We start from the raw sequence: 19,407 nt of genomic DNA on the forward strand, positions 1-19,407 counted from the left end.
TTTACGAAAAAAAAACTTATAATCCATTTTATATTAAATTAAGAAATCCAAAAAGCACAATGAAATTGTCAATAATTTCATTGTGCTTTTTTGTTAAAGATTGGAATTTTTATTCAAGAAATCAATAAAGTTTTTCACAGTAGAGAGTTTTAATGAATCCTGGTTATACATTAACCATGTATTTCTTAACACCGGCTTCCCATTTTTGTAGGATAACCCGTATGTATGCAAATTATCTGAAGGCTGCAGGCATATTTCCGGCAGAATAGAAACACCAAGATCATTTTTGACCATCTCTTTGCACGTCTCCTGCCGATCTGTTTCCATAGTTACAAATGGTGGCTCTGGGAATCTATCATGCCACCAGCCATTTATTAAGTTCTTTAAAGAACTGTCGGTCTTATAATTTATGAATGGAAGTTCTGGCAAATCATCCAAGTCTACCTCTTTCTTAGAAATTAAACAAAGTCTTTCTTTATGCAGTAACGATTTGATTCCATACCATTCATAATTTCCACGCAGAATGCCTAATTGAACACTAGAGGAATCCAGAAGATGCATGATTTCAGTACTCCAGCCAGTATTCACATTAAATTGTACATGAGGATATTGTGTGGAAAACTTTTTCAGTATTTCTGGTAGTTTATATTGGGCAAAGTTGCTGGAAACGCCAAGCCTTAACGTTCCTCTTACCTCATTTTTCATATTCAGCATATAATCTTTCGTTTTTTGCAACTTTTTCACCATTTCTTCCGCATAGCCCGCTAAATGTATCCCTTCTGAAGTGAACTCAATGCCTCCTTTTATTTTGAAGAATAGGTTTGTGTTAAATTCTTTTTCTAGATTTTTAAGCCGGTACGTTAACGCCGGCTGCGATATATATAAACGCTCTGCGGCACGGCTAATGTTTTTTTCTTCATATAGTACCCTTATCGCAATCCAATCTTTTTCGTCCACTTAAGCATCTCCCGTCTTTTGGATTATAAGTTTTTTTATCATTTTTATTAAAAAAATATGTATTTTACTTATGATTGAACTTATCATACTATATTTTCAAAGGGAACGGTAGTGCTATAAATTGGTTGAGAAAGGGTGTTTATACAATGAAAGTACCAGTAGTTGTAATGCGCGGCGGGACAAGTAAAGGTGTGTTTCTTAACTTTGAACATATGCCTTCGAATCCCTCAGACTGGGAAAGTTTCTTACTTGACGTGATGGGCAGTCCGGATCGGAGACAGATTGATGGTCTTGGAGGAGCGAATTCATTGACAAGTAAAGCAGCGATTATCAAGAAATCAGATTCACCAGAATTCGATGTGGAATATACATTTGCTCAGATAAGCATCGATAATCAAATGGTTGATTTTAAAGGAAATTGTGGAAATATTTCATCTGCTGTAGGACCTTACGCAATTGAGCAAGGATTAGTCCCTGTAAAAGAACCTGTTACAACGGTGAAAATTTTTAACGTGAATACACAAAAACTGATTATTGCAGAAGTAGAGGTTGAAAATGGACAAGTGAAATCAGAAGGCTGCTGCTCAATTCCTGGGGTGCCTGGTAAAGGATCACCTATTTATCTTTCTTTTACTCATGCAGAAGGAGCAGTTACAGGAAAACTTTTCCCTACAGGAAACCCGATTGACATGATAAAAACCAGGAATCGGCTAATTCAAGTTTCAATTATAGATGTTGCCAATCCACTCGTTTTCGTAAGGGCACAGGATATTGGTTTAAGCGGAAGCGAATTGCCCTCTGATTATTCACAGGAAAAATTAAATGAACTAGAAGAAATCCGGTCGATTGCAGCAGAGATGTGTCAATTTTCCGATAAGAAATCAGCTACTGTGAAATCTCCTGCTGTGCCTAAAATGACCATAATTGCTCCTCCTATGGATTACGTCGATCTAAACGGAGCTAAAAGGAAAGCGTCAGAGATGGATTTGATGATCAGAATGATGTCGATGCAAAAGCCCCATCAAGCGCTCGCTATTACAGGAGCCATTTGTGCAACAGCAGGGGCTTACTTACAGGAAACGGTTTTATCTGAGATGGTGAACATTAAACACGAAATTTTCCGATTAGCACATCCTGCGGGGATAATGGAAACTAAGGTTGATTTCTTGGCAGGACACATACGTGCTATTAAAGTGGTACGCACAGCAAGAATTATCTTGGAGGGATACGTGTACACGAAAAAAAATTACGAGCATTCCTATCAATTAGCTTGATTTGAATTGATCTACGGCAATAAAAAATTTTCTATCTCTGGAGGCTTGTCAAATGTGGGTCATCACTGTCTTTTTAAAAGGAAATATTAAAATATTTGAATTTGACACAGAAAAAGAAGCGAATGAACGATTCAAAAATATGAAAGGCACTAAAATTCTTTCCGAAATTGTTTACTTCAATGACCCTTGCTTTGTATAAATGAGTATTCAATAGAGCCCAGACTTTAATGTACAATGCCTTAAGAATTCATTAATAATTTAGGAATGAGAATATAAGTGAATCTCTCCAAATAAGCTAAAACTCCTATACAATTAAGGTATAGATACTGAAACCAGAGTTTTATGGTTACTATGGTATTTAAGAAAAGCTAATTACTATCTATCATCCAGTTTAGAGAAAATACCAAGACACAAATCCACTCCCCTTTTTCATGCTGAACTTTAGCATCGGAGTGATAAACAGGAATATAACTGGTAAATTGATAAGTTAGAACTGATTTCATACACGTTAAGCCCATCTGATCCATTCCAGCTGGTGCTGAACTCGAAAAGCTAGTAGTTAAGAATCTTATTGTCTGGCCATCATGACGCTTAAAGCTATACAATCACTCCGTCTGAAAAAAACTCCAATATATAAACGGTTACTAAGTTTCTATATGATATGAGTTTTAGTCAAAGCATAAAGACTTTTAATATGTAAAATAACAAACAGCCAAGGACTTTTTTAAGCCTTGGCTATTTTGCATTCTTCTACTGCACGTAACTCTATTATTTTTTGGACACACTCTTATCTATTCAAGGAAAAGACTCAATGATTATTGACCGTTTCAACCTTTTCTTGAGAATAGCGTGCTGAGGATGATCCAGCTAATTTTCCAAAGACCGCTCCAGACATTAACCCGGATCCACCAGGATAGTTTTCATAAAAAATCCCCCCAATCATTTCACCAGCCGCAAAGAGACCTTTTATCGGTTGTTCTTCTTTGTCTAACACATGACCCGTAGTATCTACATGTAAACCACCGAACGAGAAGGTGATTCCGCACGTTACAGGGAAAGCATAGAATGGACCTTGCTCAATTCGAAGTGCCCAGTTGGATTTAGGAGGAGTAATTCCTTTTGTTCCTTTGCCATCTTTCTCTGCGGGTCTATACTCGCCATCTTGTACCGCACTGTTATACTCTTCGATCGTTTTAAGAAATTGTGTTTGATTGACCGGCAGTAAACTAGCCAACTCTTCAAGCGTATCTGCTTTATAAATAGTCGCCTCTTCAAGGTCATATTCTTTACGCAGCATCGGGCGTACCTGCGCATCATAAATTTGATATGCCACATGTCCAGGTTGTTTTAATACCTCACGGCCGTATTTGGCATAGGTGTAATTTCGTAAATCTGCTCCTTCATCAACAAACCGTTTCCCTTCATTATTAAGCATGACGCTGTAAGGATAAGAATGCTTTTTAAATATATCTCCCGGCTTCGTGAAGTCCCCTACTTTTGGCGCATTATAATCTGTCCCAATAGAATGACATCCAGACCACTGCCCAAATTTTTGAGCACCCACTGCCATAGCCATGGAAATGCCGTCTCCTGTGTTGAACTCGGTTCCACGAACAATAGCCGCTTCCCATTCTTCACCAATATTTTCACTTCTCATTTTCTTATTGGCTTCAAAGCCCCCACAAGCCAAAATCACACCGGATGTCTGAACAGTTACCATTGTATGATCCTTCTCAACAATGACACCAGTTATTGTGTTTTGCTCTGATACAAGCTCCACAGCACGTGAATCGTACCAAACGTCGATGCCGATTTCTTCAGTCCGCGCAAAGAGCTGTCTCATTAAGCCAACGCCTTTATCCTCCGTTTTGATAGGCAGTCCTCCCCAGAAATTGCGCTTGCCATCTTGTACGAAGGATTGATTTTCATAATTCAATTCAAATTTTATTCCCTGATCACGCATCCACGTAATTGTTTCATACGATCTAGAAACCAGCTGTTTTGCTAACTCTGGATTACTTTGTCCACCTGTTACTCGCATTAGATCATTGTAATAATCGGATTCCGTGTATCCAGGCATTACAATTAATTCGGATTCTTCATCTGTTAATTCAGGTATTATTTTTCTGATTGCGTCTAAATTATTGTATGCAACACGAATGGCCCCATCCGTAAAGAAAGAGTTCCCTCCACGCTTTTCCACTGGTCCCCGTTCTAATACAAGAACTCTAGCACCTCCCTCTTTTGCTGAGATTGCGGCACACAAAGCTGCGTTTCCTGCCCCTACTACAACTACATCATAATTTTGTGTATTTGACATTTTTACCCCTCCTGTTAAGTAGTGATAACTCTTCATGTAAATAATAAGTGAAAATAAAGAATAAAAATAATATTGTTTTTTTATTCATTGCCATAGAAAAAATTTATGAAAGAACGCTGGAAACGTAAAACTATAGTGAGTCTGTTGATTTACATAAAAAGATAGATTTCTTTTTTCATTAGTTGTATTATACTTTTAGAAATCAAATAAATTATCAATATTTATAATTACCCATAAATATTTTTTATGGTTAAAGGAGAAAAATTTTATGGATGAAAAAGACTGGCTTATATTAATTACTCTTTACGAAGAAAGAAATATAACAAAGGCAGCACAACGACTATTTATTTCTCAGCCAGCTTTATCCTATCGTATAAAACAGCTGGAAAAAGAGTTCAAAACAAATTTAATCTCTAGAGGCAAAAGAGGTGTAGAGTTTACAGTTGAAGGGGAATACCTCGTTCAATATTCGAAAAATATGCGTAAGCAATTAGGAGCTGCAAAAGAACACATTTCAAATTTGGATAAAAAAGTAAAAGGAACTTTGCGATTGGGTGTATCTGGCTTGTTTGCCCGATATAAACTGCCAGTATTATTAAAAGAATTTCTAACCCTATATCCAGAGGTTGAAATCAGTTTGAAAACTGGATGGAGTTCTCAAATTCATCAAATGCTTCAAAAAGAAGAAGCACATCTCGGGATAGTTAGAGGTCCTTACAAATGGCAGGAAAATAAAGTGTTATTTCAAGAAGAAAAGATTTGTATTGCCTCCAGTAAAAAAATTGAATTAAAAGAACTTCCTTTTCTTCCTAGAGTTAATTATCAGACAGACCAATCGTTAAGTAATACTATTGAAAACTGGTGGCAGGAAACATTTGCGTTACCACCTAAAATTTCAATGGAGGTAGATCGGATTGAAACATGTAAGGAACTGGTTCTTAATGGTTTAGGATATGCCATTTTACCAGAAATCTGTATTAAACATGATGATCCACTGTATACTTTCCCCATTGTATTAAGCGATAATAGCTATTTGCTTAGAGAAACTTGGGTTTTTTATCGGGATGTGACTATGGATTTGGCACAAGTAAAAGCATTTATTGATTTTCTTAATGATACTAAACAATGATAAGACGAAATGAAGTAAAACTAATACAAAGGAAGAGAATTATTATGAAAAAGTGGGATTTAAATCATGCAAGCAAGACAATCCAATTTTCGGCTGCACTTCTAACTGCTTTTATTGGAGGCAGCCTTTTCTCTCTTATCAGGTTTCCAATCCCATGGCTTCTTGGTCCAATGGCAGCCCTATTAATTGCATCACGCTTCAAAAACGTTAAATTAATTTGGCCCGTTTCGATGAGAAATACTGGGTTAATTATTGTAGGTTATTCAATAGGCATCTCCTTTACCAAGAGCTCACTGTCTGATATGATTAGTCACCTTCCCTCAATGTTGATCCTTACAACCTTAATTGTCCTTGTTTGTGCATGTTCTGCTTTTGTTATGTCAAAATATTCCGGCATTGACTATCCTACCTCTTTAACGAGTAGTATTCCTGGAGGTTTGTCACAAATCGTTGTGTTTGCAGAAGAAATGAAAGGTATTGATATTACTACAGTTACCTTTTTCCATGTAACAAGAGTGATAATGGTTGTTTTCTTAGTTCCCCTTTTAATCATCAGTCCCATTTTTGCGGCGAATAGTGCCAATGATTCCTCTAAAATAATGGATAACGCTATTCCAGAGTGGAGTGATTTATTTCCTCTTATCTTTCTGTTCGCCCTTATTTGTATTCTCGCAGCAAGAATAGGTAAAATATTCAAATTACCAGCCCCTTACTTTTTAGGACCAGTAATCGTTTCTGCTGCAATAGGTCTTTTAGGTTTGCAGGGACCACCACTTCACCCTACGCTTCTTGATATATCTCAATTTATGGTTGGCGGTTATATCGGGTTACTATTAAAACCGGAACAACTTGACAACAAAAGAAAAACCTTAATATTTGCTTTGTTGAACGGACTAATTTTAATCTGCGCAACAATGTTTTTTAGTTTTCTACTGACCCAGTATTATGATTTATCGACTATTACGGGTTTTTTAAGTTTAGCCCCTGGTGGAATGGATCAAATGGGACTCATTGCACAAGAAGTAAATGCTGATGTATTTACTGTTACCAGCTATCAACTATTTCGGATGGCTTTTATTTATGCCGCAGTGCCTCCATTACTAAGATTGGTATTAAAATTAAGTTTAAGAAAAAAAGAAAAGAGCAGTAACGTTAAAACTAGATGTTAAATAAAAAAGAGAGAGCTTTGCTCAAGGACACTGAAAAAGTCAGGTTTATAAAGAAGAAAAGAAGGTTATCATCCACAATATTTAGATGATGACCTTCTTTTTAACACTAAAAAAAGCATTGAATTTTTAAAAATTTCTTTATTGTATCACTTATCCCTTGGCTTTCTTCGCTCTACTCCCCAATCTTTTTTTAAGAATAAATTATTTTGATGCCAATACAAAAAAAATATGTATTTAACTTATTGTTCTCCCTGTATTACCTTTAATAAAGAAAAGCGCATAAGCATAGTGTAAAACTTATTAGTCTACCAGTTAATTTTTCTGAAGAGTCACAAAATTATTTCTTAGTCATCCAGAGATCATTTGAAAGCGCATTCAAAATATGGGAGGGGATTTAATCATGTTTCTTACAATTTTAGGCATCTCCATGGTTACCGTTTTTACCTATTTAATTATGTCCAAACGTTTATCACCCATTGTTGCTTTAACTTTAGTTCCGATCGTTTTTGCAGTGGTTGGTGGTTTTGGAAGTAAAATTGGCACGATGATGATGGAAGGCATTAAGCTAGTCGCTCCTTCTGCAGCTCTATTATTATTCGCCATATTGTTTTTTGGTATTATGATAGACACGGGCTTATTTGACCCACTTATCAAAAAGCTATTAAAAGTGGTCAAGGGAGATCCTGTCAAAATTTCGATAGGTACCACAATTCTTGCATTACTTGTGGCCCTAGATGGAGATGGTACAACAACGTATATCATTACTGTTTCAGCTATGTATCCACTTTATAAACGAATCGGTATGAATCCATTGGTTTTAGCCACAGTAGCCATGCTAGCTTTAAGTGTTATGAGTGGTATGACCCCCTGGGGTGGACCTGCTACCCGAGCAATAGCAGTATTGGGACTTGATGCATCCGAATTTTTTGTTCCACTTATTCCTACCATGATCGGTGGTGCTCTTTGGGTTATTTTCGTCGCATTTATTTTAGGGAGAAAAGAACGTAAACGACTGGGTGTAATACACATTGAAGAGTTGAAAAATGAAATTGCTGCTACTGTGGAAAATGAAGCCACTGATGTATTTCCTCTTATTGACATTAAACGCCCTCGTTTTTTGTGGATAAACTTACTACTTGTGGTAGGCATTATGGTCATTCTTATTATGGGATTGGTACCTTCCCCTATTTTATTTTTGGTCGGTTTCGCTATTGCTTTAATGATTAACTACCCTAATCTGGAAATGCAAAAAAGACGTATCTTAGCACATTCTGGAAATGCTCTAATTGTTGTTTTATTAGTTTTTGCGGCTGGAGTATTTGCAGGAATCTTTTCCGGTACAAAAATGGTTGATGCTATTGCTAATGGACTGGTTGCGATAATACCTGCTTCATTCGGACAGTTTTTCCCTGTCATTGTTGGCATTACAAGTATGCCATTCACTTTCGTTTTATCGAATGATGCCTATTATTTTGGAGTTCTCCCCATTCTTGCAGAGGCAGCTTCTTCCTATGGTATTAGTCCGTTAGAAATTGCTCGGGCTTCTATATTGGGACAACCTGCTCATTTAATGAGTCCACTTGTTGCATCAACCATTTTATTAGTTGGCATGGTTGATAAAGACCTTGGAGAATATCAGAAATTCGCATACAAATGGGCCATATTGACATCGTTAATCTTAACTGTATTGGCTATAATCAGTGGCGCTATTTCTTTTTTGTAAATTATAAAAGTCTTTGTATACTTGTTTGCTAGTAAATATCCGCAGGATCCTTTCCACAAACAACGACTAAGGACTTTTGATCAATTTCATAATGATGAGGAACAAACAACTCTTGAAAGAAAAACCCGGTGGCTTATCAGCAGATACTTACATATTTCTCACATGGCACCTCTCTAATACCCCATTAAAAAGACAATGAAGAAGATGAAATTAATCCCTCTCTTAAATTAAATAGCCTAAATAGATATAACATCTAATAATGTTTGGGGTTACTACCTATGGAGGTTTTAAATAATGGCTGTTTTCGCATACTTTGTTGCTATTTACCAAGTAGTGCGGTGTGGTTGATTTCCCCTCCAGATGCTCGCTTTCCGCGGGGCGGGCGGTAAGCCTCCTCGGCGTAAATGCCTGTGGGGTCTCACCTGTCCCGCTGCTCCCGCAGGAGTCTCGCACTTCCGCTCCAATCAACCTTATATCGTTTCGTTTTAAAAACAACAATCTTTACGAAAGAGCCTAAATAATTTAATGGACATAAGTAATAAGCTGCCTTAAAGACAGCTTCAACCTTATTGATTGCTCTCAAATGACAACCAATTGTATTTGAACTATACCGTAAAAAACTTTTTCAAAAGCTAAAAGCAGTTGAATTTCTTAGATGAAATCAACTGCTTTCATTGTTGTTTTTTTATTTTTCCATATGGAAACCTTACTTAATAAATCCAGTGAGAAATTGATATAACTCTTCTAATTCACTTTCTTTTGCCACAATACAGTTAGGGTATTGTTTTATCTCTGCTACGCTGGATAATTTAAAATCATTGGGAGTCGGGAGTCCAGAAGCACAAATCATTAAAAAGTCAGCAAAGTGAATTAACCCAGTCACTGATGACGTTTTTATGGTCATTTGCCCCATTGCTCGCCCTGCAAACAAACCCTTCATTGCACTTTTTCCGCTTGTTCTTTCTATTACTATTCTACTTTCGTCTATTATTACTTTTGTTCCTGATTTTAAATCAAAAGTCTTCATCTTATTAACCTCCTACATTTGCTTTAATATTACAACATCTTTATAAGGAAATGGCTTATATATGTCATTTGCTTGTAAATGATCTTCAACTAACCTGCCCAGTTTTTTGAATAAGAAAAAGGTTGCCGCAACAACCCTAGTTAAAGTGTTATTATAAGGATTCATCAACAAGTTCTTTTTGGCAATTCACTCTAATTTTACGGATCATACATCTAATGTTAATGAAAGTGTGATGGATTCGAATATACAAAAAAAGAATTAATGGTTTTTGTCCCTAAATAGAAATATAATTTAGTAGATATATGATAAGTAAGTATGAAAAGGTGGAGTTTTATTGGATATTTTATGGTGGGGGTTAACGATCGTCTTATTTGCTTTAAGTTTTGTAGGAATTATCTATCCTTTTATTCCTTCGGTTGTTGCTATTTGGGGAGGATTTGCAGTTTATCAATTCCTCATCGATTCTGATGGGTTATCGTTATGGTTCTGGATCAGTATGGTTGTGTTGAGCGGTGTATTAATCGCGGCCGATATTATCGCAAATAGTTATTTTGTTAAAAAGTATGGGGGGTCAAAAACATCCGAGACAATAGCGGCTATTGCCACGATTGTTGGTTCATTTGTCTTCCCTCCTTTTGGAATAATTCTCGTACCATTTTTAGCGGTCCTCGTTTCGGAATTAATCATTCAAAAAGATATGATGAAGGCGACTAAAGTTGGGTTTGCAACTATCATCGGTTTTTTAGGCGGCAGTTTAGCCAAAGTATTAATTCAATTATTGATGATTGTTTGGTTTATTTTAGCGGTAATTTTTTAATTATTTGTCAACGGCCACAATAAGAAAAAGCTGACTTTAAACAGTCAGCTTTTTCTATTAACAGAAGTCCCATTGACTTATCTATAAGAAAAAAGGTGATGGAGGAAAAGGAATTAGTGAACAATTCTTTAACCATAGAACTCTTTTTAGAATACTAATATTATTTTCACACCTGCTTCCTTCCGGGTCAAAACTCAAGACATGATCCCGACCCAAGTTTTCACAGCCGTTGCTAATATCAATAAAGCCAATATGACTTGCAGCACTTTTACATTCATTTTTTTACCAGCCATCGCCCCAAGCGGGGATGCCATTAAACTAGCAACTACCATGATCAATGCCGGATAGAAGTCAACTTGACCCGTTGAGATTTTCCCTGCTGTTGCACCAATGGATGAAATGAAAGTGATTGCTAATGATGATGCAATCGTTACCCTGGTTGGAATTCTTAAAACGATAAGCATGATCGGAACTAATAGAAAGCCCCCTCCGGCACCGACTATCCCAGCACCTAAACCAACGATTAAGGCAAGGATGGCCGCAAGCCATTTGTTGAAGGTTACTTGATCCAAAGGGATGTCATCTATCCCTTTAGGAATGAACATCATGACAGCAGCTATCAACGCCAAAATGCCATAGACGATATTCACTCCGTTTTCCGACATCGATTGTGATCCGAAACTTCCAACCACGCTTCCGATTAACACACTGATCCCCATATAAAGAATCAGCGTTTTATTTAAATGTCCGCTCTTACGATAGCTCCATATACCTCCGATGGAAGCAAATAAGACTTGTACAGCACTTATACCTGTCACATCATGGGCACTAAATGCCGCTAAACCGAAGATTGGGGGAATAAACAGCAGCATTGGATAATTTATTATCGAACCGCCTATGCCGAGCATTCCTGAAACGTATGAACCTATAAAACCAATCAAAAAGATGGTCATGATAAAGGTGATATCCATTGTAAGTGCCTCCCTTAAAAGAAGGGAACCCTAATGGTTCCCTTCTCTTTATCAACCTTTTCTAATCCAAAATTTCAGTATATCATTTTCTTCTGCCGTTTCCACCAGTTCATGGCCACCGGATTTTGACCAAGCGGCTAAGTCGGCTTTAGCTCCTTTATCGGTTACATGTATTTCCAGCACTTGCCCAGTTTGCAAATCATTCATCGCTTTTCTCGTTTTAACGATCGGCATAGGGCAAGCCAGTCCCTTAGCATCTAACACTTTATCTGAATTCATATTTGTTTCCTCCTATTTTCTTCGCTTCATTTTTATCGTTATTAACGAACCGCACAGCGATTTGGCCCGATTTCCATTTCACGCTGTTTTTCATCATCAGGCTCGATTTTCCCCATATTGGTTTCACGTATTTCTTGATAAGCGTTTGGTTGAGGCGGTAAATTACCTGTTACCAGCTCTCTGAATTCCTCTTCATCTGCAATGTTCAATCCGTGATTTTCAGCAAACAGCGCATCCAACTTTTTAGCGACACTTCCATCTTCATTCAATTCATCAATGATCATGAAATGTGATGGCAATACGATTAACTCGTCTGATAATTCTCTATAACGTGTATACAGTGTTTCTCTCAAGTCGCCGACCCAATCCTCAGCCAGCCCTGCTAGGTCCGGTCTGCCAATCGAATCAATGAATAGTATATCCCCGCTTAGCAAGTATTTTTGATCGACCACAAATGAAGTGGATCCAATGGTATGGCCCGGGGAGTATAATGCTTGGATATCAATTGCTGTATGACCGATCGTTATCACTTTCCCGTTTTCTAATGGCTGATATTCATAAGTCACTTCAGCCGCATCCTTTGGCGGCAGCCAGTAAGTTGCATTTGTTACTTCCGCTATTCGTCTCCCACCTGATATATGATCGGCATGTAAGTGCGTATCCAGAACATGTGTAATTTTCACCCCGATATCATCGGCGAAATCAAGGTAGGCATCAATCATTCTAGTAGAATCAATAACCGCTGCTTCACCATTGGACACGACCATGTAAGATAAACAGCCTTTACCAAGTCGAACAAATTGGTGAATTACGCCCCCGTTGGTCAATTCACCGATTTTCACTGGTTCCAAATGTTCACTCCATGCTTTCATGCCGCCCTTTAAATAAGAAACATCCAATCCAGCTTCAGATAACATTTCAGCTACCATAACGGAAGAGCCTTCCTTTGCACAAACTACCAGTACTTCTTTATTGTCTGGGATTTGATCGAGAATTTCTTCCACGCCATCCAGTAGATCAAAATAAGGTATATTAAGGATTTCAAAATTTTGCCCTTCAATTTTCCAATCATTGTAGTCACTTTCATTTCGAACATCCAAAATAAATAAGTCGGTTTTATTGATTACTTTCTTTGAAACCTCAGCGGCTGTCATTTGCTTATACGCCATTCTCTATACCCCCTGTAGTATTATTGATTTCAAAATTTTTTCCTTCATTAAAAGATTAATGTAACATCTGCATTCTTGGCGAACTCCAAAAATGTGACCGTTCCACCTACTTCGATACCGTGAACGGAAGCTTCTTTTTCGATGCCCAAAACGTCCTTGATCATTAGACACCCTAAAAACTTGACGTCCATTTCCTATGCCATGGAAACTAATTCTGGTATGGAAGGAACATTGGCCTTTCTAAAGCCTTCGAAAGTAAAGAAAATCGTCACTTCTTGATCTGTTGCTGCTGCCGTTGTGATGTTAAACACTTTATACTTTTTTTATTCATTCAAGGATTTTTGTGAAGGCCCGTTCCATTGGCTCATGCCTGGTACAACATTGAATACCTGTTCAAAACCGGCCGCCGTCAGCTTTTGTGCAGCAAGATCACTTCGGCTGCCAGAACGGCAAATCACGAAAATCTCTGACTCTTTATCAAGTTCATCCATACGTTGTTCCAATTCACCCATTGGAAGGGATTTAGCTGCTGGAATATGATGAAAAGCATACTCTGCCGCTTCTCGTACATCGAGGATGATCATATTACTGTTTTTTTGCATAAGTTGATGAAGTTCTTCATTTGAAATAATTTTTTCATGCTTCTTCACTGCTGTTTCATCTCCGATCGCTTTCCGAAGATAATGTTTTAGTGTGGTTCCTTCTTCAACCGTACCCAAGTATTGGTGACCTGAACTTTCCGCCCAAGCTTTCATATCGGCAGTTGACCCTTTATCAGTTGCTTGAATCTCGAGTACTTCCCCCGCTTCCAGGCCATTCATGGCTTTTTTCGTTTTTACGATTGGCATTGGACAGGCTAAACCTTTAGCATCCAAAACGGAATTTGTTTTAATCATTTTATTTCCTCCTTGTATCTTTTATAGGGATGGGGGTATAACTGGATATAAAATTATTCTGTGGGACCTTCCCATTCATTCATACCACCCATCATGTTCAACACCTTATATCCATGATTCTCAAGTAACTGGGCTGCCCTTGAACTTCTGCCTCCTGAACGGCAGACGATGATATATTCTTTTGATTTATCCAAATCCTGCATTCTGAATTCCACCAGACCCAACGGGATGTTCAAAGCATTTGGTATTTTCCCTGCCTTTACTTCATCCACCTCCCGCACATCAATAATATGAACTGGCGAGTTTTCCTTCAATAATGCACTCACTTCATTCGGTAAGATTTCTTTCATTTTTTATAGATCCTCCTTTTATTCGCGCCAAGAACTCATGCCGCCTTTTACGTTGGTGACTTCATTAAACCCGAGTTTCTTCAATGCTTTACTCGCATTACTGCTCCTCATCCCGCTTTGGCAGATTACAACCACTTCTTTATCTTTTGAAAGTTCATGTGCCCTTTTGCCAAGTTCGTTTAGAGGTATATTTTTAAAGTCCTTAATGTGATTGCCCCTATATTCATTAGGAGTACGGACATCAATGAATTGCTTATTTCCTTTATTATTCAACACAGCTTTTAACTCCAACGCATTTATATTTTTTATCCCCTTTGCCGGGACAAAGCGCTGATATAAAAACCAAACGATGAAACCTAATATGATGAGATTAAATATAGTTCCCAATTGGACTCACTCCAGTAACCAATTTATATAAATAAGTTTACATTTCCATCCTCTGCTTCAGCTAAATAAGCCGCAACACCTGCATACTCAATTCCATCCAATAATTCCTCTTGCTGCAAGCCCAATAAATCCATTGTCATCGTACAGGCAATAAGTTTGATATCCTGTTCTTGGGCCAACTCAATTAAATTTGGGAGCGACATGGCGTTATGCTTTTTCATCACATGTTTGATCATTTTAGGCCCCATCCCAGCAAAGTTCATGTTTGATAGACCCATTTTATCAGAACCACGCGGCATCATTTTTGCAAACATTTTTTCAAGAAAACCTTTTTTTAATGAGGTCGGCTCATCCTTCCTTAAAGCATTCAATCCCCAGAATGTATGGAAGATGGTCACTTCATGATCGTAAGCCGCCGCCCCATTTGCAATGATATAAGCAGCCATAGCCTTATCATAATCACCACTAAATAATATGATCGTCGTTCTTTTCTTTTCAATCATTATGTTTTCCCCCTGATTTATTTTTCATTTCACCAAAATACCCAACGGGGTATATATTATTCTAAAAAATATAGTTCGTCAACCCACTTCACTGAAAAATGAATGGAATGGGGTTTTTCTTTATTTAATTGGTCCATGATTAATTGAAGTCAATCCTTCATTCACTTCGAATATTTTGCCATTAACCTTCTCTATACCAAACCCTTTTAACCGAGCTGTGTGCATAGTCAAGTACTTACATGCGGATTCCTTCGTTTTAAACAGATAAATGCCACCTGCTTCCTTTGCCTCACTGTCTTCGGTCCAAATCTTCCAGATCAAGCCTTCTTCATCATTAATGCCTTTTGCTAAATCAGTAAATTCATTGACCATTTCGTGGCCAAACGGTCCCTCCATTTTAAAATCCACTTGTAAAATATAAGACATGAATAACACTCCTTTTTCTACAGTTCAGATCAAATTCGTTTACCTGCTTTTAATCAGTAAATTAACCGCTTCCTTGACTAAATGATCAGTGCCTTCGCCTTTCTCGACGTTTTCCCGAACGCATTGCTCAAGATTCGCACTTACGATAACACCCATGGTCCTATCGATGGCATTACGTGCAGCCGACAACTGAGTGACGATTTCCCTGCAATCTTTTCCCTGCTCCATCATTCCAAGAACACCCTTGATTTGTCCTTCAATCCGCCTCAAACGATGAATGCTGCTTTTATTATACTCCATAGTCCGCCTCCCATCTATTTACAAATAGTCATAATGAATTCACAGCCCTCTTTATCAACATTATCGTGCATATGAGTATAAGCCCATTGCCAAATAAATCGCATTTTACTCGTGAGTTTAGGCATTTTACTCGCGAATTTGCTCTTTACTCATGAGTTTAGGCATTTCACTTGCGAGTTTGCACGGTTTACTCGTGAGTTTGCACAGTTTACTCGCGAGTTTGCACAGTTTACTCGTGAGTTTGTGTTTTCTTAACTTGTGAGTTCATATTATACCTATAGGGGTATATTGTCAAGCCGTTTTATTCACTCTTTTATTTAAAAATAAAGCAACCTATGGCTCCCTTCAGTTTCCACGTTAAATAAATATTGCTGAAATCCGGGCCGGATTTTTAGCGCATCAGTAGTATGGCGTAATGCTTTTGATTTCGGTCAAACATTATTATATAGATTAGAACCGGCTTCCCTATTCCCCCTCCTAGTTATAACAATTGTATATAGAGTTGCAAATGTTCCAAATGGTTTTAATTCACGCATGTACATAATTTCTCATAGGCAAAGCCAACATATAGGAAAGAAATTGAAATGATCCAAGGAGGGAATAACTTGAAGGCATCTGATTTGTTTGTAAGATGTTTAGAGAATGAAGGGGTTCAGTATATTTTTGGGATACCTGGTGAAGAAAATACGGATCTTATTGATTCTCTAATAAACTCTGATATTGAATTTATCTTGGTTCATCATGAACAAGCTGCAGCTTTTATGGCAGATATATATGGCCGGCTAACTGGAAAGCCTGGCGTCTGCTTGGGCACATTGGGACCGGGTGCAACTAATTTATTGACTGGAATTGGAAATGCTTATCTGGATTATTCCCCTGTTGTCGCGATTACAGGTCAGGCGGGCCTTGATCGCATTCATAAGGAGTCGCATCAATATGTGGACATTATTGGCGTTTTTGAGGAAGTAACGAAATGGAATCAACAAATTAAGGTACCAAATACTATTCCGGAAATTATTCGTAAAGCATTTAAGACAGCTGTCATTGAAAAGCCGGGAGCCGTACATATCGAGCTCCCTGAAGATGTGGCGATGATGGATACAGAAGGTGAACCACTAAGGGTTACACCAATTCCAAGATCTCGCCCTGCCGAGGAAGAAATCAAAAAAGCCGTAGAATTAATCAATCGCGCTAAAAAGCCGATTATTCTAGCTGGTAATGGCGTAGTTCGCGATGAAGCTGCTGAGGTTTTGCGGAAATTTGCAGAAGAGAAGCAAATTCCCGTTGTGAATTCGTTCATGGCCAAAGGAGTTTTACCTTCTGACCATCCATTGACCCTTTTTACAGTAGGGATGCAAGCAAGGGATTATGTTCTATGCGGGTTTGATTTGGCTGATCTCATTATCACCGTCGGCTATGATTTCGTCGAGTACTTGCCAAAATATTGGAATGATGAGGCGAGAAATCCGATTATTCATATTGATGCCAGAGCAGCTGAGATAGATGCTTATTACCCGGTTCAAGCCGAATTGGTCGGTAACGTCACAGAGGCGCTAGAAGCCTTGACTACTGGTGTAGAAGAAAAAGAACTTTGGCCAGAAGCGAAAAGGTTAAGGTCTCAGATTGTTGAAAAGCTTCATTCTTCGGATGAAGTATCAGGAAGCCCTATCATCCCTCAGCGAATTATTGCCGATATAAAAAAGGCTGAAAAAGGGAATGCCATTGTCATTTCGGATGTGGGCGCCCATAAATTATGGATTGCCAGGATGTATCAGCCGGAAAAGCCTAATCACACGATCATTTCTAATGGCTTTGCATCAATGGGTGTTGCGGTTCCCGGTGCCATTGCAGCCAAACTGGCAAAACCTGATAAACCTGTCATTGCGGTTACAGGGGATGGTGGGTTTCTGATGAATGGAGTTGAATTGGCAACTGCCAAACGTCTGGGTCTTGCCTTCGTTATTGTCATTTTCCATGATTCAAAATTTGGACTTATCGAGTGGAAGCAATTGAATAAATTTGATCGTACGAATGCGATTGAATTTACTGACCCAGACTTTTTAGGATTCGCAAAAAGTTTCGGTGTTAAAGGAGTGAAAGTAACCCACTCCGATGAATTGCTTCATGCATTAGAAGAAGCGATTTCGAGTCAGGAAATTGTCTTGATTGATGTGGATGTCGATTATTCGGAAAATGTAAAGCTATCGAAAACACTAGGTGATTATATTTGTAAACTATAAAGAGCATGTATTATTGGAGGAATGTCAAATGAAGAAAAAGTGGCAATTGTGGATCGGTGGCAAATGGCGGGAGGCTAAATCGTATGAGCCTTTATTCAATCCCCATACAAATGAAGAAATTGCACAAATCGGACAGGCTGAACCAGCGGATGCCATTGAAGCGATTGTTGAGGCAAATGCCGCTTTTCAGAAATACCGATCCTACCCGGCTCATGCACGAGCAGAAATTTTATTTAAAGCTGCAGCAATCATGGAAGAACGCAGTGAAGAACTTGCGAAAATCATTTCTCTAGAGGCGGCGAAAACGATTCGAAATGCTCGTGAAGAAATGAATCGTACGGTTCAGACCTATCGTTTTGCTGCAGAAGCGTCCAAGAACAATTATGGAGAACAAATCCCGATGGATGCGGCAGTGGGCGGGGTAAACCGCTTTGGCTTCACGGTTCGCACCCCGATTGGCGTCGTTACTGCGATTACCCCATTTAACTTTCCCTTTAATCTGGTGGCACATAAAGTTGGTCCAGCTATTGCAGCTGGAAATTCGATAGTGTTAAAACCTGCCGAACAAACCCCGTTGAGTTCACTGGTTCTTGCCGAAATTTTTAAAGAAGCAGGGTTGCCAGACGGAGTATTGAACATCATACCGGGCAAAGGGGATGTTTTGAGTGAAGCATTGACCACCCATCCACATGTAAAAAAAGTGACTTTCACAGGCAGTGTAGAGGTCGGACACCTTATTCAGCAGCAGGCAGGCTTCCGTAAGCTTACCCTTGAACTCGGATCTAATTCGCCGTTCATCATTGATGAAGGAGTCGACATCGATAAAATCATTCAAAGAAGTGTAATGGGTTCATTTACGAATAATGGACAGGTATGTATCTCGATTCAACGAATTTATGTTCACCAATCACTATACCAACAATTTTTAGATCGATTCGTCAGTGCAACAAAACAGCTTGTCATCGGCTCACCTCTGGAGGAAAATACAAATATTACAGCGGTTATTTCAAAAAAATCATTGGAGCGGTTACAAAGTTGGATTGATGAGGCAGTACAGGAAGGAGCAAAAATTGAGTGCGGCGGTACAGTGGAAGGTAATGTACTTTTACCTACCGTCTTAACCAATGTAAATCGTGACTCAAAGGTATTTCGTTTCGAAGTATTTGGTCCAATTGTCTGCATTTTCCCATTCGATACGCTTGATGATGCCATCAATGATGCAAATGATTCACGTTACGGATTGAACTCAGGAGTGATGACTCCGAGTATAGAACGAGCTTTTTATGCAGCGGAACGCTTGGAAACAGGTGGAGTTGTAATCAATGATATCCCAACTTACCGGATTGATAATATGCCTTATGGTGGCTGGAAAGACAGCGGTGTTGGTAGAGAAGGCGTCAAATATGCGATGCATGAAATGATGGAGCAGAAGTTTATCAGTTTTAAAATAAGCGACAATTGAACATAGTG

The 19,407-nt window shown here is 38.4% G+C and carries 20 protein-coding genes and 1 pseudogene; 8 read left to right on the forward strand and 13 right to left on the reverse strand.

From position 1 onward, the window contains the following. Window positions 1-93 precede the first annotated feature (93 nt). On the reverse strand, window positions 94-957 hold the full coding sequence (locus tag MPH60_RS12090; RefSeq protein WP_241588914.1) for a LysR family transcriptional regulator: 864 nt from the start codon (window positions 955-957) through the stop codon (window positions 94-96). A gap of 146 nt (window positions 958-1,103) precedes the next feature. Between MPH60_RS12090 and MPH60_RS12095 the strand changes: the two genes are divergently transcribed. Beyond that, on the forward strand, window positions 1,104-2,231 hold the full coding sequence (locus tag MPH60_RS12095) for a 2-methylaconitate cis-trans isomerase PrpF family protein (protein ID WP_241588915.1): 1,128 nt from the start codon (window positions 1,104-1,106) through the stop codon (window positions 2,229-2,231). Between the two features lie 52 nt (window positions 2,232-2,283). Next, the gene (locus MPH60_RS12100) at window positions 2,284-2,430 is read left to right on the forward strand and encodes a hypothetical protein (protein ID WP_241588916.1); all 147 of its coding nucleotides are present in this window, start codon (window positions 2,284-2,286) and stop codon (window positions 2,428-2,430) included. 609 nt (window positions 2,431-3,039) lie between these two features. On the opposite strand, the gene tcuA is transcribed toward MPH60_RS12100, so the two are convergent. Further along, the gene (gene tcuA / locus MPH60_RS12105; RefSeq protein ID WP_241588918.1) at window positions 3,040-4,551 is read right to left on the reverse strand and encodes an FAD-dependent tricarballylate dehydrogenase TcuA; all 1,512 of its coding nucleotides are present in this window, start codon (window positions 4,549-4,551) and stop codon (window positions 3,040-3,042) included. A 268-nt stretch (window positions 4,552-4,819) separates the two neighbouring features. Here tcuA and MPH60_RS12110 point away from each other — a divergent pair, with 268 nt between their 5' ends. The 3 genes from MPH60_RS12110 to MPH60_RS12120 all read left to right on the forward strand — a co-directional run bounded on the left by MPH60_RS12110 (window position 4,820) and on the right by MPH60_RS12120 (window position 8,572). Then, window positions 4,820-5,680 carry a LysR family transcriptional regulator gene (locus MPH60_RS12110; protein ID WP_241588920.1) on the forward strand — a complete coding sequence of 287 codons (861 nt, stop codon included), beginning with the start codon at window positions 4,820-4,822 and terminating at the stop codon, window positions 5,678-5,680. Between the two features lie 44 nt (window positions 5,681-5,724). After that, a complete protein-coding gene (locus tag MPH60_RS12115; protein ID WP_241588921.1) occupies window positions 5,725-6,849 on the forward strand; it encodes an AbrB family transcriptional regulator in 1,125 nt (374 codons plus the stop codon). 400 nt (window positions 6,850-7,249) lie between these two features. Next, window positions 7,250-8,572, forward strand: coding sequence for a CitMHS family transporter (locus tag MPH60_RS12120; RefSeq protein WP_241588922.1), 1,323 nt, complete (start codon window positions 7,250-7,252; stop codon window positions 8,570-8,572). A gap of 706 nt (window positions 8,573-9,278) precedes the next feature. On the opposite strand, the gene MPH60_RS12125 is transcribed toward MPH60_RS12120, so the two are convergent. Continuing rightward, entirely contained in the window at window positions 9,279-9,599 is a 321-nt protein-coding gene (locus tag MPH60_RS12125; protein ID WP_241588923.1) for a hypothetical protein, read from the reverse strand. A 334-nt stretch (window positions 9,600-9,933) separates the two neighbouring features. Here MPH60_RS12125 and MPH60_RS12130 point away from each other — a divergent pair, with 334 nt between their 5' ends. Continuing rightward, on the forward strand, window positions 9,934-10,416 hold the full coding sequence (locus tag MPH60_RS12130; protein WP_241588925.1) for a DUF456 domain-containing protein: 483 nt from the start codon (window positions 9,934-9,936) through the stop codon (window positions 10,414-10,416). Window positions 10,417-10,610: 194 nt separating this feature from the next. On the opposite strand, the gene MPH60_RS12135 is transcribed toward MPH60_RS12130, so the two are convergent. The 10 genes and pseudogenes from MPH60_RS12135 to MPH60_RS12180 all read right to left on the reverse strand — a co-directional run bounded on the left by MPH60_RS12135 (window position 10,611) and on the right by MPH60_RS12180 (window position 15,697). Beyond that, entirely contained in the window at window positions 10,611-11,387 is a 777-nt protein-coding gene (locus tag MPH60_RS12135) for a sulfite exporter TauE/SafE family protein (protein WP_241588926.1), read from the reverse strand. 51 nt (window positions 11,388-11,438) lie between these two features. Further along, window positions 11,439-11,666, reverse strand: a complete 228-nt coding sequence (locus tag MPH60_RS12140; protein WP_241588927.1) for a sulfurtransferase TusA family protein — start codon at window positions 11,664-11,666, stop codon at window positions 11,439-11,441. A gap of 41 nt (window positions 11,667-11,707) precedes the next feature. Next, window positions 11,708-12,835, reverse strand: coding sequence for an MBL fold metallo-hydrolase (locus MPH60_RS12145; RefSeq protein WP_241588929.1), 1,128 nt, complete (start codon window positions 12,833-12,835; stop codon window positions 11,708-11,710). A 47-nt stretch (window positions 12,836-12,882) separates the two neighbouring features. Continuing rightward, a pseudogene (locus MPH60_RS12150) lies at window positions 12,883-13,146 on the reverse strand (DsrE/DsrF/DrsH-like family protein). 12 nt (window positions 13,147-13,158) lie between these two features. Further along, window positions 13,159-13,731: a sulfurtransferase TusA family protein gene (locus MPH60_RS12155; RefSeq protein WP_241588931.1), complete on the reverse strand. Its 573-nt coding sequence runs from the start codon at window positions 13,729-13,731 to the stop codon at window positions 13,159-13,161. Between the two features lie 53 nt (window positions 13,732-13,784). After that, complete coding sequence (locus MPH60_RS12160) at window positions 13,785-14,081, reverse strand: rhodanese-like domain-containing protein (RefSeq protein WP_241588932.1); 297 nt, start codon at window positions 14,079-14,081, stop codon at window positions 13,785-13,787. Between the two features lie 18 nt (window positions 14,082-14,099). Continuing rightward, the gene (locus tag MPH60_RS12165) at window positions 14,100-14,468 is read right to left on the reverse strand and encodes a rhodanese-like domain-containing protein (RefSeq protein WP_241588933.1); all 369 of its coding nucleotides are present in this window, start codon (window positions 14,466-14,468) and stop codon (window positions 14,100-14,102) included. 23 nt (window positions 14,469-14,491) lie between these two features. Next, the gene (locus tag MPH60_RS12170) at window positions 14,492-14,971 is read right to left on the reverse strand and encodes a DsrE/DsrF/DrsH-like family protein (RefSeq protein ID WP_241588935.1); all 480 of its coding nucleotides are present in this window, start codon (window positions 14,969-14,971) and stop codon (window positions 14,492-14,494) included. Between the two features lie 120 nt (window positions 14,972-15,091). Continuing rightward, entirely contained in the window at window positions 15,092-15,397 is a 306-nt protein-coding gene (locus tag MPH60_RS12175; RefSeq protein WP_241588936.1) for a monooxygenase, read from the reverse strand. Window positions 15,398-15,436: 39 nt separating this feature from the next. Further along, window positions 15,437-15,697, reverse strand: coding sequence for a metal-sensitive transcriptional regulator (locus tag MPH60_RS12180; RefSeq protein WP_241588937.1), 261 nt, complete (start codon window positions 15,695-15,697; stop codon window positions 15,437-15,439). A gap of 605 nt (window positions 15,698-16,302) precedes the next feature. Between MPH60_RS12180 and MPH60_RS12185 the strand changes: the two genes are divergently transcribed. Both MPH60_RS12185 and MPH60_RS12190 read left to right on the forward strand, forming a co-directional pair. Next, on the forward strand, window positions 16,303-17,937 hold the full coding sequence (locus MPH60_RS12185) for an acetolactate synthase large subunit (protein ID WP_241588938.1): 1,635 nt from the start codon (window positions 16,303-16,305) through the stop codon (window positions 17,935-17,937). A gap of 28 nt (window positions 17,938-17,965) precedes the next feature. After that, window positions 17,966-19,399, forward strand: coding sequence for an aldehyde dehydrogenase family protein (locus MPH60_RS12190; RefSeq protein ID WP_241588939.1), 1,434 nt, complete (start codon window positions 17,966-17,968; stop codon window positions 19,397-19,399). Window positions 19,400-19,407 lie beyond the last annotated feature (8 nt).

The organism is Peribacillus sp. Aquil_B1 (genome assembly GCF_022603275.1).
GTDB lineage: Bacteria > Bacillota > Bacilli > Bacillales > DSM-1321 > Peribacillus.

Excerpts from the sequence above, each read along its gene's own strand:
- MPH60_RS12125 (WP_241588923.1), bottom strand. The coding sequence starts at position 9,599 with ATGAAGACTTTTGATTTAAAATCAGGAACAAAAGTAATAATAGACGAA.
- MPH60_RS12120 (WP_241588922.1), top strand. The coding sequence starts at position 7,250 with ATGTTTCTTACAATTTTAGGCATCTCCATGGTTACCGTTTTTACCTAT.
- MPH60_RS12155 (WP_241588931.1), bottom strand. The coding sequence starts at position 13,731 with ATGATTAAAACAAATTCCGTTTTGGATGCTAAAGGTTTAGCCTGTCCA.
- MPH60_RS12180 (WP_241588937.1), bottom strand. The coding sequence starts at position 15,697 with ATGGAGTATAATAAAAGCAGCATTCATCGTTTGAGGCGGATTGAAGGA.
- MPH60_RS12095 (WP_241588915.1), top strand. The coding sequence starts at position 1,104 with ATGAAAGTACCAGTAGTTGTAATGCGCGGCGGGACAAGTAAAGGTGTG.
- MPH60_RS12190 (WP_241588939.1), top strand. The coding sequence starts at position 17,966 with ATGAAGAAAAAGTGGCAATTGTGGATCGGTGGCAAATGGCGGGAGGCT.
- MPH60_RS12110 (WP_241588920.1), top strand. The coding sequence starts at position 4,820 with ATGGATGAAAAAGACTGGCTTATATTAATTACTCTTTACGAAGAAAGA.
- MPH60_RS12135 (WP_241588926.1), bottom strand. The coding sequence starts at position 11,387 with ATGGATATCACCTTTATCATGACCATCTTTTTGATTGGTTTTATAGGT.
- tcuA (WP_241588918.1), bottom strand. The coding sequence starts at position 4,551 with ATGTCAAATACACAAAATTATGATGTAGTTGTAGTAGGGGCAGGAAAC.
- MPH60_RS12160 (WP_241588932.1), bottom strand. The coding sequence starts at position 14,081 with ATGAAAGAAATCTTACCGAATGAAGTGAGTGCATTATTGAAGGAAAAC.
- MPH60_RS12115 (WP_241588921.1), top strand. The coding sequence starts at position 5,725 with ATGAAAAAGTGGGATTTAAATCATGCAAGCAAGACAATCCAATTTTCG.
- MPH60_RS12170 (WP_241588935.1), bottom strand. The coding sequence starts at position 14,971 with ATGATTGAAAAGAAAAGAACGACGATCATATTATTTAGTGGTGATTAT.
- MPH60_RS12145 (WP_241588929.1), bottom strand. The coding sequence starts at position 12,835 with ATGGCGTATAAGCAAATGACAGCCGCTGAGGTTTCAAAGAAAGTAATC.
- MPH60_RS12100 (WP_241588916.1), top strand. The coding sequence starts at position 2,284 with ATGTGGGTCATCACTGTCTTTTTAAAAGGAAATATTAAAATATTTGAA.
- MPH60_RS12175 (WP_241588936.1), bottom strand. The coding sequence starts at position 15,397 with ATGTCTTATATTTTACAAGTGGATTTTAAAATGGAGGGACCGTTTGGC.
- MPH60_RS12140 (WP_241588927.1), bottom strand. The coding sequence starts at position 11,666 with ATGAATTCAGATAAAGTGTTAGATGCTAAGGGACTGGCTTGCCCTATG.